The organism is Sphingomonas sp. 22176, assembly GCF_052045505.1.
Taxonomy (GTDB): Bacteria; Pseudomonadota; Alphaproteobacteria; order Sphingomonadales; family Sphingomonadaceae; genus Sphingomonas.
Genome location: NZ_JBQEPL010000010.1, coordinates 89,382 through 105,596, shown reverse-complemented (window position 1 = coordinate 105,596; position 16,215 = coordinate 89,382). Strand labels below are relative to the sequence as shown.

The 16,215-nt window shown below is 66.1% G+C and carries 8 protein-coding genes and 2 pseudogenes; 6 read left to right on the top strand and 4 right to left on the bottom strand.

Annotated elements, in window-relative coordinates; genetic code table 11:
- The 3 genes and pseudogenes from ACTJKY_RS20505 to ACTJKY_RS20495 form a co-directional block, all read right to left on the bottom strand.
- A pseudogene (locus ACTJKY_RS20505) lies at positions 1-1,266 on the bottom strand (TIM-barrel domain-containing protein); the annotation flags it as partial.
- A 172-nt stretch (positions 1,267-1,438) separates the two neighbouring features.
- On the bottom strand, positions 1,439-3,061 hold the full coding sequence (locus ACTJKY_RS20500) for a DUF5597 domain-containing protein (protein WP_440847936.1): 1,623 nt from the start codon (positions 3,059-3,061) through the stop codon (positions 1,439-1,441).
- Positions 3,058-5,253, bottom strand: a complete 2,196-nt coding sequence (locus tag ACTJKY_RS20495; protein WP_440847935.1) for a WD40/YVTN/BNR-like repeat-containing protein — start codon at positions 5,251-5,253, stop codon at positions 3,058-3,060. The genes ACTJKY_RS20500 and ACTJKY_RS20495 overlap by 4 nt, the downstream gene beginning before the upstream one ends.
- 524 nt (positions 5,254-5,777) lie before the next feature.
- On the opposite strand from ACTJKY_RS20495, the gene ACTJKY_RS20490 reads away from it, so the two are divergent.
- The 4 genes from ACTJKY_RS20490 (at position 5,778) to ACTJKY_RS20475 (ending at position 13,077) form a co-directional block, all read left to right on the top strand.
- Positions 5,778-8,816 carry a TonB-dependent receptor gene (locus ACTJKY_RS20490; protein WP_440847934.1) on the top strand — a complete coding sequence of 1,013 codons (3,039 nt, stop codon included), beginning with the start codon at positions 5,778-5,780 and terminating at the stop codon, positions 8,814-8,816.
- Between the two features lie 101 nt (positions 8,817-8,917).
- Positions 8,918-10,417 (top strand): tryptophan halogenase family protein, encoded by a 1,500-nt coding sequence (locus tag ACTJKY_RS20485; RefSeq protein WP_440847933.1) that lies wholly within the window; start codon positions 8,918-8,920, stop codon positions 10,415-10,417.
- A 43-nt stretch (positions 10,418-10,460) separates the two neighbouring features.
- Positions 10,461-12,032, top strand: a complete 1,572-nt coding sequence (locus tag ACTJKY_RS20480; RefSeq protein WP_440847932.1) for a GH39 family glycosyl hydrolase — start codon at positions 10,461-10,463, stop codon at positions 12,030-12,032.
- 109 nt (positions 12,033-12,141) lie between these two features.
- Positions 12,142-13,077, top strand: a complete 936-nt coding sequence (locus ACTJKY_RS20475; protein WP_440847931.1) for a 3-keto-disaccharide hydrolase — start codon at positions 12,142-12,144, stop codon at positions 13,075-13,077.
- A gap of 515 nt (positions 13,078-13,592) precedes the next feature.
- On the opposite strand, the pseudogene ACTJKY_RS20470 reads toward ACTJKY_RS20475, so the two are convergent.
- Positions 13,593-14,338, bottom strand: a pseudogene (locus ACTJKY_RS20470) (IS5 family transposase).
- A 357-nt stretch (positions 14,339-14,695) separates the two neighbouring features.
- Here ACTJKY_RS20470 and ACTJKY_RS20465 point away from each other — a divergent pair.
- Positions 14,696-15,232 (top strand): RNA polymerase sigma factor, encoded by a 537-nt coding sequence (locus ACTJKY_RS20465; RefSeq protein ID WP_440847938.1) that lies wholly within the window; start codon positions 14,696-14,698, stop codon positions 15,230-15,232.
- Positions 15,216-16,160, top strand: a complete 945-nt coding sequence (locus tag ACTJKY_RS20460; protein WP_440847930.1) for a FecR family protein — start codon at positions 15,216-15,218, stop codon at positions 16,158-16,160. Before ACTJKY_RS20465 ends, ACTJKY_RS20460 begins: the two co-directional genes overlap by 17 nt.
- Positions 16,161-16,215: the final 55 nt, after the last annotated feature.

Genomic DNA, 16,215 nt, shown 5'->3' with positions numbered 1-16,215 from the left:
TGGCCGTCCGGCACCAGATCCGGTTCGGTTTCGTCGAGCCAGAACCAGTCGAACCCCTGCGAGGCGATATTGTCGCGGATCTTGCCCCAGAACCCGCGCGGGCCTCGGGAGCGGTAGAATCGAGCAGCGCGCCGGCGCGGTCGGCGCGAACGGGCAGGCCGTCGACGACGCTGCCGTGCTTGTCGTGCAGCAACCAGCCCTTGGCAGCGAGGAAGTCGTAATAGCGCGATTCCCGCTCGAACCGCGGCCACACGCTGATGATCGAACGCATGCCCAGGCCGCGCAGCGTGTCGTTCATGCCCTTCGGGTCGGGGAAGTAGGTGCGGTCGATGTCGAGCCGCCCCATCCGGGTCCAGTAGAACCAGTCGAGGACCATCACGTCGAGCGGCAGGTTGCGCTTGCGATAGCCCTCCGCGATGCCGAGCAGCTCGGCCTGGCTTTCGTAGCGGGCCTTGGACTGGATCAGGCCGAACGCCGCCTTGGGGGCAGGGGTGTGCTGCCGGTCAGCTTGGCATAGCCCGCATAGAGCTGGTCAGTCGTGTCGCCGGTGATGATGAAGAACGACACGCGCTCCCCGACCTTGGACTGCCAGTGCGTGCTGTTGTTGAGGCCCGGCGACACGGTTGTGGCGGACGGATTGTCCCACACGATGCCATAGCCCTTGTTCGTCACCATGAAGGGAACGCACACGCTTTCGCCCGCGGGCGCATCATAATTGTGCCGGCAGTCAATGGTGCGGCCCTTCAGGTCGAGCACACCCTCCTGATTCTGGCCCAGCCCATAATAATGCTCGCCTGGCTGCACGGCGAAGCTCGCGCCGACGCGGAAGGTACGTTCACCGTTGACTTGCACCGGCGCCATTTCCCACCCGGTCATTTCGGTGATGACGCGGCCGTCGCGTCCGCGAACGGTAAGGCCGACATGCGGCAGCGACGGCGCGAAATAGCGCTGCATCTGCGTTGGGGCATTGGGCCATGGTTCGGCGTTGACCGTGAGCGAGACCGCGGAGGACGTGAAGACATCCCCGGCGGCGCTGACGACGTGGCTCCAGCCGGAAAGATCGGGCTTCGCGTTTGGACCGTCACCGGGCGGGGCATCGGCGAGCGCCGGATCCATCGCAATGGTCACCCGGACGATATTGGGCGCATAGGGCTCGATCGACACGCGTGCACCATGGCGATCGAGCGAGGCCAGCGGTGCTGCGAAGGCCGGCGCGGCGACAAGCGCGAACAGAGAGGCTCCGGCAGCGAAGCCGGCTCGAATCATTCCGCGGGTCTGCAGCATCATTGTCATTTCTCTCTTCCCAACTAGCTTAACTATGTACCAGTGATCTCGCCCAGCCATGCAAGAAGATCCAACTACATGGCGAGCCCGGATGGCAGTCGCACGCGCTTCTTGTGCGTAATGGATTGCGCACAGCTCCCCCGCGCGCCTCCTTTCAGCGATAGCGGCCCATCGTGACCTTGAGGACCTGCGGCCTGTCGATCAGGTTGAGCCCGTAATCAGTCTGGTCGCCGTTCCACACGCGCGCCGTCTTCCATTTGCCGTCGACGAAACTGCCTTCCTCGGCGCGGAGCATGATCCCGTTGGGTGGGCTGCCTTCCGCGGGCGCGAAGGTCACGCGCACATGGTCGCCCACCACCAGGAACTCGTTCTCGGAGAGCTGCGCGACCGCGACGCCGCCGATCTTCTCCGCGCCCCAGGGCGCCGGATCGGACTTGAGGAAGGTCCATTCCTTCATCCCGAACTGCCATTCGCCCCAGCTGGCGGTGATCTGCCAGCCGCCGAGCGTGGTGCTGCGCGGCTTGTTGTCGTCGGGCTTGGCGACGCCCCAGGTCGGGCGGGTATAGGCGATCCGCGCCCAGTCGCGCGCGATGCCGCCCAGCGTCTGATAGGGCAGCGCGAAGGCATCCAGCGTCGCGGAATCGAGATCGCGCGCGCCGAGCGGGAAGTTGAAATAGCCGGTGCTGTCCATGCCGAACGGCGCGAAGCCGATCGCGCCGTGGCCCAGCGCCTCGTAGAAGAAGCGCGCGAACTCGCGCGCATTGCCGATCTCCGGCACCATCAGCGCATTGTCGGCCCGGGCGTATTTCTGCAGGTAAAGCGAGACATTATCGCTGCTGCGATCATAGAGATCGGGCGCCGCGAAATCGAGCGAGGGCGCAGCCGCCTTCCAGATGTCGAGCACGTCCTGCTGCGGACCGCCGCTCGCCACGCCGTCCGGATCGGGAACGTTCGAGGCGCCGGCAAGGGCGGCGTTGACGTACATCGGCAGCGGCTTCACCGCCTTGCCCGCCGCCGCGATCGCGTTGACGTAGCGCGCGACATACCAGCTGTTGAACGCACGATCGGCCTGCGCGCCGAACGCCTCCGCCCAGGTGCCGCGCTTGCCCGTCTTCTTGGCGAGTTCGGACGGGATGGCCTGTGCGAACAGCCGGTTGCCCTCGCCCGAATAGTCACGGGGGTTGCGATAGCTGCCGGTCTCGTTCTCGGGCTGGACCAGGATCACCGTGTTTTGCGGATCATGGTCGCGGAGATATTCCATCACCTTCACGAAGGCGCGCATGTCGGCCTTCAGCGTCTCGGCGCCGTGCGCGCTGAGCACGCCGTGATCCTTGCCGTCGCGCGTCTTCATCCGCGGGAAGCGCGTCGAATCCAGCTTCACCCAATCGGGCGTGTAGCTGTAGCTCGTGTTCTTCCAGGTGCCGAACCACAGCAGCACGACGCGCTTGTCGTGCGCGCGGGCCTGGTCGAGCAGCGTCTGGAGGAAGCTGAGGTCGAACTGGCCCTCGCGCGGCTCCACCTGCTGCCAGGCGATCGGCACTTCCACCGTGTTGGCGTGCATCCGATCGAGCACCGGCCAGGCGGTGGCCAAGGGCTCGGCATAGTTGCTAGAGTTGTTGACCTGCGCCCCCAGCATCAGGAACGGCGCGCCGTCGACGATCAGCGCGTGGCGGCCGTTCTTCGTCTCGATATGCGGCACCGGTGTCGCGGTCTGCGCTGCCGCCGTACCGGCCGACAGCAGCGCGAGCGCCGCGCTCCCAAGCAAATGCAATTTCATTTTATCTCCCCTGCCGGATCGCCATAGAACAGCCCGCGCCCATCCGTGCCGAGATACACCCGCCCGGCAATGCGCGGATCGCCCGAAACCACGCGGAACCGCAGGCCCCATTGGTGCCCGTCGTCGTTGATCCGCTGCCAATGTTTCCCCAGATCGTCCGAGCGCCACACCGCGCGCAGTCCGTCCAGCGTGCCCACGGCATAGAGACCGGGTTCACGCCCCCTCCCCTTGCCCAGCCCGAACAGCTCCACCTGCAGCGCGCCGCTGGACGGTTGGAACGAGGCACCGCCGTCCGTGCTGCGCCACAGCTGACCGCCCAACTTCAGCCAAAGCTCGCCCGCCGCGACGGGCGAGGCGACCAGGGTCGATTGCTGCTCGCGGTTGCGGATGCGCGCCGCCGAAAGGTCCCTCGGCAGCCCCCGTCCGGCGAGCGGCGCGAAATGCGCCCCGCCGTCGCGCGAGCCCAGCACATGGGTGTCGCTCACCGCGTAGAAGCGCGTGGGGTCGACCTTGTCCGCGGTGGCGCGGGTGCTGCCTGGCAGCCCCTCCACCCGCAGCCAGGTCTTGCCGCCGTCGCGCGTGCGCAGCGGCTCGGGCGTTGCCACCAGCATCGTGCCGCCATCGGCGGAGACGCTGATCGCCGCCTCGCCGTTCAGGTCGGCACGGGCGGGCGGGTTGCCCATCGCCGGCACCCTCACCGGCGCCCAGCTGCGCCCGCCGTCGTCCGAACGCCCGAGCGAAGCGTCGCGCGGGCGGTTGGCATAGAGGCTGCCGCTGCGCACGATCACGCTCGGCTTGCGGCCGGCATAGTCCAGCGTGTTGGTGTTGGAGAGATAGGGATTGGTGAAGCTCGGCTGCGGCGAGACCGCGAAATCGTCGTGCACGAAACCGGCGAGGTCGCCGAAGCCGGAGACGAGATGCGCGCCGCCGGTCGGCGAGGTGAGCGTGATGATCGCGGTCTGCTCGATGCCGCGCACCCAGGGGGCCCAGTCGACCCGCGCCTGCTCCGCCTTGACCGTCGCATAGACCGTCGCCCCGGTGGTGTAGGCGATGTGCCCGGCATCGAAGGGATCGATCGCAAGGCCGGTGATCCAATGTCCGAAATCCGCGCCCTTGCCCTCGTGGAGCAGGAAGGGCGAGGCGGCGATGTCGCGCCGGCTGCGCGGGCCGAGATCGTCCCAGTGCGCGCCGCCGTCGTGCGACAGCCACAGCGTATCGCCCAGCGTGTAGCGGTCGAGCGTGCTGATCCCCACGGTGCCCGGCGCCGACGCAGCCACCGCCACGCCCAAAATGCCCCCTTCTCGGTGATCGGGTGGCGTGATCGCCTGGCCCTTGCCGTCCGGCGCGAAGCGCCACACCGCACCGTCCCGCGCATCGCTCTGGCCGATGCCGGTGGCATAGCCGACATAGAGCGTGCCGTCCGCCGCGATCGCCGCCTTCACCGCCAGCATCTCCGGCCCCGGCCCAGCGACCGACAGCCAGGACGCGCCGCCATCCTCTGAACGATAGAGGTGGACGGCGCCGGGATCGGCGACCCCCGCCCAGATACGCCGCGAGCCGGTGCCGCGCGCGCCGCTGCTCGGATCGAACAGCACGAACGCCACGCCGCCATGCGTCTGGCGCGGTGCGGGCCTGCCCAGCCCCGCCACGGGAAAGGCGGCGAGCTTGCTCCAGTGCGCGCCCGAATCGTCGCTGCGCCACAGGCCGTCATGCCGCGTGCCGAGGAACAAGGTGCTGGTGCGGTTGGGATCCACCGCCAGCCGCTCGCCCAGGCCGCGGCCCGCCTCGTTGCCGCCCATCGCGAACGGCACCGGGATCACTGCCCAGGTCGCTCCGCGATCGGTCGATCGCAGGATCGCCGCAGGGGCGTTCGCGCCCATGCCCGCAGCCATATATACCACCGCCGGATCGTGCGGGTCGGGGGCGATGCTCTCGATGCCCATATAGCTTGAGACAACGTTGCCATCCTGCAGCGGCACCCAGCGCGCCGCGGCAGCGTCCCAGCGATAGGCTCCACCCATATCGGTGCGCAGATAGGCGAGCCCGCGCTCGGCCGGACTGAATGCGATACCCGGCGCATAGCCGCCGGCACCCACCGTCACATTGATCCAGCGATAGGGAATTTGCGCGCGGGCTGCACCGCCCACCGGCACGGCGAGGATGGCAAGCGCCGCAAACATGCCAAGCGACATGGAACGCCGCATTCCTCTCCCCTCCCGCGCATTAGCCGCCGCGTCTCTCACGATCGCGTGCCAACAGGTTAGCGCTACCAGACCACAAAGGAAACCGCTGTTTAGAAATTTACTTTTACAGATGAATGAAATTTGCACCTGACTGGTAGCGGACTTTCCCGTCAAAGCCTCACAAAGGGCGCCGTGTCTTGACCCATCTGCATCAAACTCCTGCCGAGCAGGACGCAGGACTTTGGCTTACGCTGCCTCCACGACACTCGCGTACCTAAGAAGCTGATTCAATGGAAAATTTATGTCGTTAACGTGAACAGGTTTCATTGGCAAACCTTTGTTTCACATTATTGTTGCGATCAATCTGAGCAAATGGTAGCGCGAACACTCGGATGCCGGGACCACACCGGCACCGCGTGCGCGGCATGCGATGCGATGCGATGCGCCGCCACACCATCTGCGACCGGCGCCGGTGGCGCCCAGGGAGGGGACTCATGATCAACCGTTTCTCGTCATCTTTTCATGCTGCTTCGTTGACCGCCGCGCTGCGCGCTGGCGCCTCGCTGGCAACGCTGTCATTGCTCGGGCTGTCGGGCACCGCCCTCGCCCAGACCGCGGCCGCCGCGCCGCAGGGCAGCGAAGCCGCGACCCAGGATGCTACCGCGACGGATCGCCCCGCGGCCGACGGCGCCCAGGAAATCGTTGTTACCGGCATCCGCGCCTCGCTGCAGAGTGCGCGCAACCGCAAGCGCGACGCCGAACAGGTAGTCGATTCGATCACCGCGCAGGATATCGGCGCCCTGCCCGATCGCTCGGTCTCGGAAGCGCTGCAGCGCGTGCCGGGCATCACGCTCCAGCGCACCAACGAAAATCGCGACCCGGCACGCCTGTCGTCCGAAGGCGGCGGCGTGTTCGTCCGCGGCCTGTCCTGGGTCCGCTCGGAGCTCAACGGCCGCGACGTCTTCTCGGCGAACAACGGCCGCGGCCTGTCGTTCGAGGACGTCTCCTCGGACCTGCTGGTCGGCGTCGACGTGTTCAAGAACCCCTCGGCCGACCTGGTCGAAGGCGGCATCGGCGGCATTGTCAACCTGCGCACCCGCAAGCCGTTCGACGCGCCGGGCTATGTCTTCGCGCTCTCGGGCGACGTGAACTATGCCGATCTGCGCAAGAAGGCCTATTGGTCGGGCAACGGGCTGGCCAGCGGCCGCTGGAACACGCCGCTCGGCGAGATGGGCCTGCTGCTCAGCTACTCGATTAACAATATCGGCAACCGCACCGACAGCATCTCCAACGGCCGCTATGACCGCGGAACGCTGACAGCCGCGCAGGGCGGGCTGGCTGCCGGCAGCAACGTCTACATCCCCGCCAACATGGGCCTGCGCCGCATCGACTGGCAGCAGAAGCGCACCGCGTTCGACGGCTCGTTCCAGTGGAAGCCGAGCGACACGCTGGTCTTCACCGCTGAGGCGCTGATCGCCCAGGCGACGCCGCGCGACATCGAATATGCGATCGGCGACAACGGCACCCCGCCGACCGACGACGCCTCGTACAAGTTCGGCCCGAACCACGAGCTCGTCTCCGGCGTCATTGCCAACCGTCAGCTCAGCCTCGATACGCGTTCCGGCTATCAGCGCAAGCGCACCCAGGATTTCTCGGGCAACCTGCGCTGGACGCCCGACACGCACTGGACCGTCACCGGCGACCTGCAATATGTGAAGTCGACGGCGCAGGTGAGCAGCATGACCGCGTTCACCCAGACCAACACGCCGGCCACCTTCGACTTCAACTTCAGCGGCGACGATCCCAAGCTGGTCATCACGCCAACGCCGGCAGGCGGCTCGCTGACCAAGCAGAGCGACTATTGGTGGGCCGCGGCGATGGACCATCTCGAAGACAATGAAGCGCATGAATGGTCGGGCCGTGCCGACGTCGAATACAAGTTCGACGAGGGCTTCCTGCGCTCGCTCAAGGTCGGCGGCCGTTATACCGATCGGAACGCGATCACGCGTCAGACCGGCTACAACTGGGCCGAGCTGTCGGCGCAGTATTGGGATCCCGGCACGCCGGTCTATCTGAACCAGACCGGCTTTGCGGCGACCACGCCGCCGACCGGTTTCGCGGGCGGTGCCCAGAATCCGGGGCTGCCGAACCAGTCGCAGCTGATCAACTACAACAATTTCTTCCGCGGCAAGGTCGCGTCTCCGGGCGCCGGCTTCTGGTTCCCGGCGGCCAGCCTGGTGCAGCGCAGCCCGTCGGCTGCCTATGCCGACTATCTGCAATATGTCAGCAAGGGCTGGAAGCCGTACAACAGCGACGTCAGCGTCTCCGGCCTGTCGGGCGGCGGCGTCAACGACCAGACCGAGCGGACCTATGCCGGCTATCTGGTCGCCCGCTTCGGCATGGACACGAGCCCGATCGGCCATTTCGACGGCAATATCGGCGTCCGCGTGATCCGCACCGAGATCTCGGCGGTCGGCTCCGGCGCGTCGCTGCCCGCCTTCCCGAGCGGCACCTGCGTTCCCGGCACCCCGATCGTCGGCGGCCCGCGCGACGGCCAGCTGACCACCGCTGCCGACTGCACGCAGTTCACCGCGGCACAGGCCTTCGCCCAGGGCTCGCTGGGCTTGGCGACCAGCGCCCGCAACGACTATACCGACGTGCTGCCGACGCTGAACCTTCGCTTCTTCGTGAAGGACAATCTCCAGCTCCGCTTCGCGGCGGGCAAGGCGATCTCGCGTCCGACGTTCGCGCAGCTCAACCCCTATGTGCAGTTGGGCTACAGTTTCGCGAGCACGCCGAACGCGGCGGTCGCAACTGGCGTCGGCATCAACGGTCGCCTGACGCCGTTCACCGGCACTGCGGGCAACCCCAACCTGAAGCCTACCCGCTCCAACCAGTTCGACGCGAGCCTCGAATGGTATTTCGGGCGCGCGAACAGCATTACGGTCGCTGGCTTTTACAAGGACATCAGCAACTATATCTTCGCCGGCACCAGTGAGCGGCAGTTCACCAGCAACGGCCAGACGCTCACGTTTGACGTGACGCAGCTGACCAACGGCTCCAGCGGCAAGATCAAGGGCGTCGAGTTCAGCTATACGCAGTTCTTCGACATGCTGCCCGGTGCTCTGTCGGGTCTGGGCTTCCAGGGCAACTACACCATCGTCGACTCCTCGGGCGGCAAGAACACGGCGATCAACGTGTTCGACTCCAACCAGACCGCCGGCGCCGGCAAGGAACTGCCGCTGGAAGGCCTGTCGAAGTACTCGTACAACGCAGCCCTGATCTACGAGAAGTACGGCATCTCGGCACGCGCCGCGTATAACTGGCGCTCGCACTATCTGCTGACGACCTCGGCCGCGAACATCAACTTCCCGGTCTGGTCGGAGTCCTACGGGCAGCTGGATGCGTCGATCCTCTACTCGATCAACAAGCATGTGAAGATCGGCGTGCAGGGCACCAACCTGCTCAACTCGCGGACCTTCCTCGACGTTGGCGATCCGGATCTCAAGCCGCGCTACAGCTGGACGGATACCGACCGGCGCTTCGCCTTCCTGGTCCGCTCGGTCTTCTAACTTCCTCCACCTCCGCCCCCGGACGCCGCAAGGTTTCCGGGGGCGCATTTCATCTGCCGGCCGGAGTAGCCGGCACAGGGCAGCTCGGGACGGACGCAGGCGTGGCGCAGCACATCATCATCGCAGGCGGCGGGAGCGCGGGCTGGATGGCCGCGGCCCTGTTCGCGCGGCTGCGGCCTGTACCCGATACGCGGATCACCCTGGTCGAATCGCAAGCGATCGGCACCATCGGGGTCGGCGAAGCGACCGTGCCGATCCTCCGCGATTTCAACCGCCTGCTCGGGCTGCATGAGCCCGATTTCGTCGCCGCGACGCAGGGCAGCTTCAAGCTCGGCATCGAGTTCGTCGGCTGGGGCGAGGCCGGCAACCGCCACTTTCACGGCTTTGGTGATTTCGGCGCGCCGATTGAAGGCCTCGCGCCTCATCATCACTGGCTGCGGCTGCGGGCTGCGGGGCGCATCGCCGATCCGATCGACGGCTGGTCGATGCCCGCCCTCGCCGCCGCACAGGACCGGTTCGCGCCCCCTGAGGCGCTACGCGGCGAGGCGGCCGAATATCGCTACGCCTATCATTTCGACGCCGGGCTCTACGCGCAGCTGCTGCGTAGCTATGCCGAGGCGCGCGGCGTCACCCGCATCGAAGGGCGCATCCTCGCCGCCGAGCGCGATCCCAGCACCGGCGATCTGGCCGCGCTGCGGCTCGAAGGCCAGCGGCGGATCGCAGGCGACCTGTTCATCGACTGCACCGGCTTCGCCAGCCGCCTGCTGGGCGAGGCGCTGGGTACCCCCTTTGTCGACTGGTCGCGCTGGCTGCCCGCCGATCGCGCGCTGGCGCAGGGCTGCACGCGCGCCGGCCGGTTCACGCCATTCACCCGCTCCACCGCCCATGCCGTGGGCTGGCAGTGGCGCATCCCGCTCCAGCACCGCACCGGCAACGGGCTGGTCTATAGCAGCGCCTATCTCTCGGACGACGAAGCGGCGGCATGGCTCGCGGCGAACCTCGATGGCGACGCGATCGGCGATCCGCGCCCCTTGCGCTTCACCACCGGTCGGCGCGAGCGCTTCTGGGCGCACAATGTCGTCGCGATCGGGCTCGCCGCGGGGTTCATGGAGCCGCTGGAATCGACCAGCCTCCAGCTCGTCCAGACCGGCCTCGTCCGCCTCGCCGAACTGCTGCCCAGCATCGGTGCCGCCGACCCCGCGGTGATCGCCGAATATAATCGCGAGACGATCGGCGAATATGAGCGGATCCGCGACTTCCTCATCGCCCACTACTGCATCAGCCGCCGCCCCGAACCCTTCTGGCGTGACATGGCGGCAATGGCGCTACCCGACACGCTAGCGCACAAGCTAGCGCTTTGGGACGCGATCGGGCGGGTGCCGCTCTACGATCGGGAATCGCACGCCGAGGCGAGCTGGGTGGCGGTGCTGCTGGGCCAGGGACGGTTCCCGCGCGGCCATGAACCGACCGCCGACCGGCCGCCGCTCGACGCGCTCGACCGGCTGTTCGCGCAGCGCCGTGCCGAGCTGGAGGGCGCGCTGCCGCGGCTGCCGGCGCATGACCATTTGGTCGCGAAGACCTGCCGGGCGGATGACGCGTGACCTCCGCGCCACCGCACCGGCACGCGCTCCAGGAGAAGATGCCTTGACCAAGAACGCCCTGCCGCTTGCACTCGGCGGCCTGCTGCTCGGCCTCGCGCCGCTGCCGGCCCTCGCCCAGCCCCACGCCCGCACCGTCCAGGTCGATATCGCCACCGCTAAGGCGCCGGTCGATCGCTTCTTCGATCTGTCGATCGGCTCCGATTATCCCGGCACGCTGCGCCGCGACGATTCCATGGCCCAGCTGAAGACCGCACATGACGAGCTCGGCTTCCGCTATGTCCGCTTCCACGCGATCTTCCACGACGTGCTGGGCACCGTGAAGCGCGAGAACGGCAGGATCACCTATGACTGGTCGGGTATCGACGCGCTGTACGACAAGCTGCGCGCGCGGGGACTGAGGCCCTTCGTCGAACTCGGCTTCACGCCCGACGCGCTGAAGACCTCCGACAATTCGATCTTCTACTGGAAGGGCAATACGTCGCATCCGGAACTGGGAGCGTGGCGCGACCTGCTCACCGCCTTTGTCCGCCACGCGCAGGAGCGCTATGGCCGGGAGGAGGTGCACAGCTGGTTCTTCGAGGTGTGGAACGAGCCCAATCTCGACGGCTTCTGGGAAAAGGCCGACAAGGCGGCCTATTTCGACATCTATGACGCCAGCGCGCGTGCCATCAAGGCAGTCGATCCGGCGCTGCGCGTAGGTGGCCCCTCCACTGCCGGCGCAGCTTGGGTGCCCGAGTTCTTGGCGGATATGCACAAGCGCGGCACGCCGGTCGATTTCGTAACTACCCACACCTACGGCGTAGAGGGCGGCTTCCTCGACGAGCAGGGAAAGCAGGATACCAAGCTATCGTCCTCACCGGACGCGATCGTCGGCGATGTGCGCAACGTCCGCCAGCAGATCGCTGCCTCGCCCTATCCAAATCTGCCGCTCTACTTCACCGAATGGAGCACCAGCTACACGCCCCGCGACTTCGTCCATGATTCCTATGTGAGCGCAGCCTACATCCTCACCAAGCTCAAGGCGGTGCAGGGTATCGCGCAGAGCATGAGCTACTGGACCTTCAGCGACCTGTTCGAGGAGCCAGGCCCGCCGACGGCCCCCTTTGAGGGCGGCTTCGGGCTGATGAACCCGCAAGGCATCCGCAAGCCAGCCTGGTTCGCCTACAAATATCTCAACGCGCTGCACGGGCGCGAGGTGCCGACCGGCGACCCGCATAGCATCGCCGCGGTCGATGGCGCGAAGCTGGCGGTGGTGCTTTGGGACTGGCATCAGCCCGAGCAGCCGGTGAGCAATCGCTCCTTCTACGGCAAGCTCGTCCCTGCCAAGCCGGCGCCGCCTGCGTCCGTCCAGCTGGCCCATCTGCGCCCCGGCAAGTACAAGCTGCGCTTGTTCCGAACCGGCTATCGTCACAACGACGCGTTCTCGGCCTATATCGACCTCGACAGGCCGAAAGCACTGACCGAGACGCAGGTCGCCGCACTTCAGCGCCTGACCCGCGACCTGCCCGAACGCGACGCGACGGTAATCGTACCCGGCTCCGGTACGCTTAGCGTCCCGATCGCACTGCAGACCAATGACGTGCTGTTGCTTCAACTGGAGCCGCTGGCACGCTGATACCCATCCGCGCTTCGCACTGCGCGGGCGCGCAACGCCTTGCCCGCGCCTTGCGACGCGTTACGCTCGGCACGCCGTCGATTCACCCCGCCCACGAAGGATGCCCAAGATGCTCCGTACGCTCGCCCTTCTGCTTTCGCTGCCATTGGCGGGCGGTGACCAGGACTCCAAGGAACTCGCCCGCGCGCTCGCCGGACCGACCAGCGCGGCACCGCAGCATCTCACGCTCGTCGATCTGCCCAAGCCGACCGGGGGATCGATCGCCCTGTTCGACGGCAAGTCGCTGGACGGCTGGCAGCCCTGGCTCGGCTATGCGGATCCCGCGATCACCTATCGCGGCGATCGGGCTGCGGCTCCGATCGGCACGTCACGGGACACCAGCGGTGACTTCGCCGTGCGCACCATCGATGGCGAGCCCGCGATCTGGGCAAAGGGCGAGACCTGGGGCAGTCTGGTACACCGCGCCGATCTGCGCGATTACCACCTGCGGCTCGAGTTCAAATGGGGCCCCAAACGCTGGGCGCCGCGCGCGACGCTGCCGCCGAACAACGGCCTGCTCTATCACACCCATGGCAGGCCGGGTGAGGTGTTCGGCACGTGGCAACCGTCCGTGGAGTTCGAGATTATGCAGGGTTCGACCGGCATGCTGGTGATGGTGGGCAAGGCGCTCCGCGCGCGAACCAATATCGCCTTCGATGACTCGCTGGTCGCCCCGCACTTGCGGTTCCACACCGACGGACGCGTGGTCGACATGATCAACGGGACCGCGACCTGGAATGTCGAGGCCGCGGTCGATGCCGAGAAGCCCGAAGGCGAATGGAACGTGCTGGATCTCTACGTGCTGGGCGATCGGGCGGTACATGTTGTCAACGGGGTGCCGGTTGCCGAAGCAAAGGACCTCGCGGTAATCGGCTCCGACGGAAAGCGAACGGCGCTGACCCATGGGCGTATCCAACTGCAATCCGAAGGTGCCGAGACCTGGTTCCGACACATCACTGTGGAACCAATCCGCAGCCTGCCGAGGATCGTGGCAACGCCGGGTTGAGGAAAAGAGATCGTGCCGCTCTGTGGCTGGCGAGGGCTAGATATGGTCTAACGCTCTGTCTCCTCGAGAAGGGTCTTAAGGCGAACTCCCGGAAGAGAGTACGTCCCGAGCTGACGCGATACCATCCTCGGTGCTGCATGAGGAATGCGCCGCCCGCATTATGATGATAGCCGGAGACCTCCGTGCTGCGATCGAATCACCGTCAGCTTTGCCCCTCGTCGCCGATGGTCGAGAGCGATACGACCTGCGGCGGTTCATCTTGAAATTGCACGTCCTTCCAAGCTCTCGCGCCTCGAATCTTCGGAAATCGGCGGCCCATACGGCAACGCGCTTCCGAAACGTTCGATCGTACGCCTCCTGAGGCACTCGCTTGTCGAGAAGGGCGTCGTCGATCACCGTTTGCCCGCGCAGCAGGCACTCTTCCGTCGTTCCGGTGATGGAGCTTTGTAAAGCCCTTCCAGCGTATGTGATCGGCCGGGATTGGAAAGAACGTTGCTAGGGTCAGGACTTGTTGATCACAGCCAGAAGATGACGGTGGCAGCGAGGGCAACGGGAGAAGAAAGCCGTTGGGCAGCGGTCGTAGCGGGTCGCGACGCGGCGCCAGTCCTTGAGGCGTCCGAACATAATCTCGATACGGCTTCGACGCCGATAGCGGCGTTTGTCATACCTGATGGGTTTGTTGCGGGATCGCCGGCCCGGGATGCACGGCTGAATTCCCTTGGCCTAGAGCGCGTCCCTGAACCAGTCAGCGTCGTCGCCACGATCGCCAAGCAGCCACTGCGCCTTGGGCATATCATCGAGCAGCGCAGCCGCACCGGTGTAGTCGCTGACCTGGCCTGCTGTCATGAAGACGCTCAAAAGGCGCCCATTCGCATCGGCGACGGCATGGAGCTTGGTGTTCATGCCGCCCTTGGTGCGGCCGATCAGGCGGCCGAGATCCCCTTTTTTACCCACAGGCTCGAGGCCGCGCGGTGCGCCTTCAGGTAGGTTGCATCGATCATGACTGTCTTCGGCTCGGCACCAGTTGCAGCGAGACCTTCCAACATTCGCGTGAATACAACGGCTCGCCCCAACGCTTCCACCGGTTGTACAGCGTCTTGTGCGGCCCGTATTCGCTCGACGCATCTCGCCAGCGCAGCCCATTGCGGTTTACGAACACGATGCCGCTCAGCACCCGCCTGTCATCTACCCTCGGACGGCCATGGCTCTTCGGTCGAAGCCGCTCGATCTGCTCATCCGTTAGCCAAAACAAGTCGCTCATCCCGGTCTCCTTCCAGAGCCTGAATCAGATTGCGACGCTCACATCAATGGGTCCTGACCCTGAGCCATTCCACCGAACAATTGCAATATAGCGGTGATTTATCTTGGCTGCCAAAACGAGAGTTGTCGCCCGACAACTCTCTCGACTTGAGGATGGGCGTGAAAGGACAGAATGAACAACGGCTTGAAGAGAGCGCCACGCGTGGCCGGACATCACGTTGCGCCGCGTTTACTTCCGCGCTGCGGAGCGGTGTTCGCCTCTGAAACTGTTATTTCGCCCTGACGGAAAATGCGATCTCATGTCTCGAAGGAAGCGAAGAGGAGAGCAGCCACGGAACGGACGGCACTGGCGGCATGGGTGGGACGCGAGATTCTGCCCCACGAACGCGACCTTCGCGGTTGGTTGCGGTCGCGCGTCGTGGCGGCTGAGGACGTGGAGGACATCGTGCAGGAATGCTATTGCCGGCTCTCGCAGCTCTCCGACTTATCCCACATCGCCGAGCCGCGCGCCTACTTGTTCAGCATGGCGCGAAACCTGGCCCATCGGCAGCGGCAGCGCGCCCGCGTCGTTCGGATTGAGCCCATCGCCGAAGCCGAGGGCAACGAACTGGCGAGCGACCTGCCACTACCCGATCGAATTGCGGTGGGGCGTCAGGAACTCGACCGGGTGCGTGCCGCGCTGGCCACCCTGTCCGATCGCGCGCGAAGGATCTTCCTGCTCCGCCGCGTCGACGGGCTGAGCCAGAAGGAAATTGCAGCACGGCTCGGCGTGACAGAGATGGTGGTGGAGAATGATGCCAGCCGCAGCCTTCGTGCGATTCTGCGGATGCTGACCGAAGCAGACGAGACCATCCCCGCGTCGGAGAAGGAAAGAACGCATGTCCGATCGCGTTGAGCAGGCCGCCGCCGAGTGGGCGCTGCGCCACCCGCTCGATAGGGCGGGCGAGGCCGAAATCAAGGCATGGTTGGCGGAAGATCCCCGCCATGCAGGAGCATTGCTGCGAGCGATGGCCGGGCTGAGCCTCGTTGACCAGGCGGTCGCAGCGCCCGCGGATCGCGCGGCACTGGCGCATTCTTCACCACCTGCGCGTCGCCGGTTCCTCGCCGGCGCGGGCGCCGCGCTCGCCGCCAGCGTAACCGGGCTGTTTGGATGGCAATATTGGCGTGCGCAGCATGTCGAGACGGCACGCGGCGAAATCCGCCGCCTGCCGCTCGCCGACGGATCGGTCGCGATGATCAACACCGACAGCGCACTCAGCGTCGCATTGGAGCGGAACATCCGCCGTGTCTCGCTCGATCATGGTCAGGCCTGGTTCCAGGTCGCCAAGGATCGCGCCCGTCCCTTCGTGGTCGATGCCGGTATTGCGCTCGTGCGGGCGGTGGGAACCGCCTTTTCCGTGGAGCGGCGCGATCAGGGCGTGGAAATCGCCGTGACCGAGGGCACGGTGGCAGTATGGGCGGCGGACGCCAGCGGCGCGATGACGATCATTGAGGCAGGCCAGTTCGCGCGCTTTCATGCTGGTGCGGCCGCGCCCGTCGTCGGCACCGCACCTGCCGCGATCACGCGCGCCCTGGCCTGGCGCAGCGGCGAGATCGCGCTGGAGAACGAAACAGTCTCCAACGCGGTCGGCCAGTTCAACCGCTATAACCGGCAGCAGCTCGTGATCGAGGATCAGGATCTGGCGCGGGAGCGGCTGATCGGCCTCTTCCAGATCGACAAGCCCGGTGATTTCGCCGCCACGCTTGCCACCTCATTCGGCGCCCAGGTGACCATAACGCCTCAGGAAATCCGCATCGCGCGGAAAAAGCCGGAGCAGCGCTGACGGAATTGCCGGCCCGCCGGCTCGTACGGGGTGAGCGCTTCGGAACAGAAAGCGC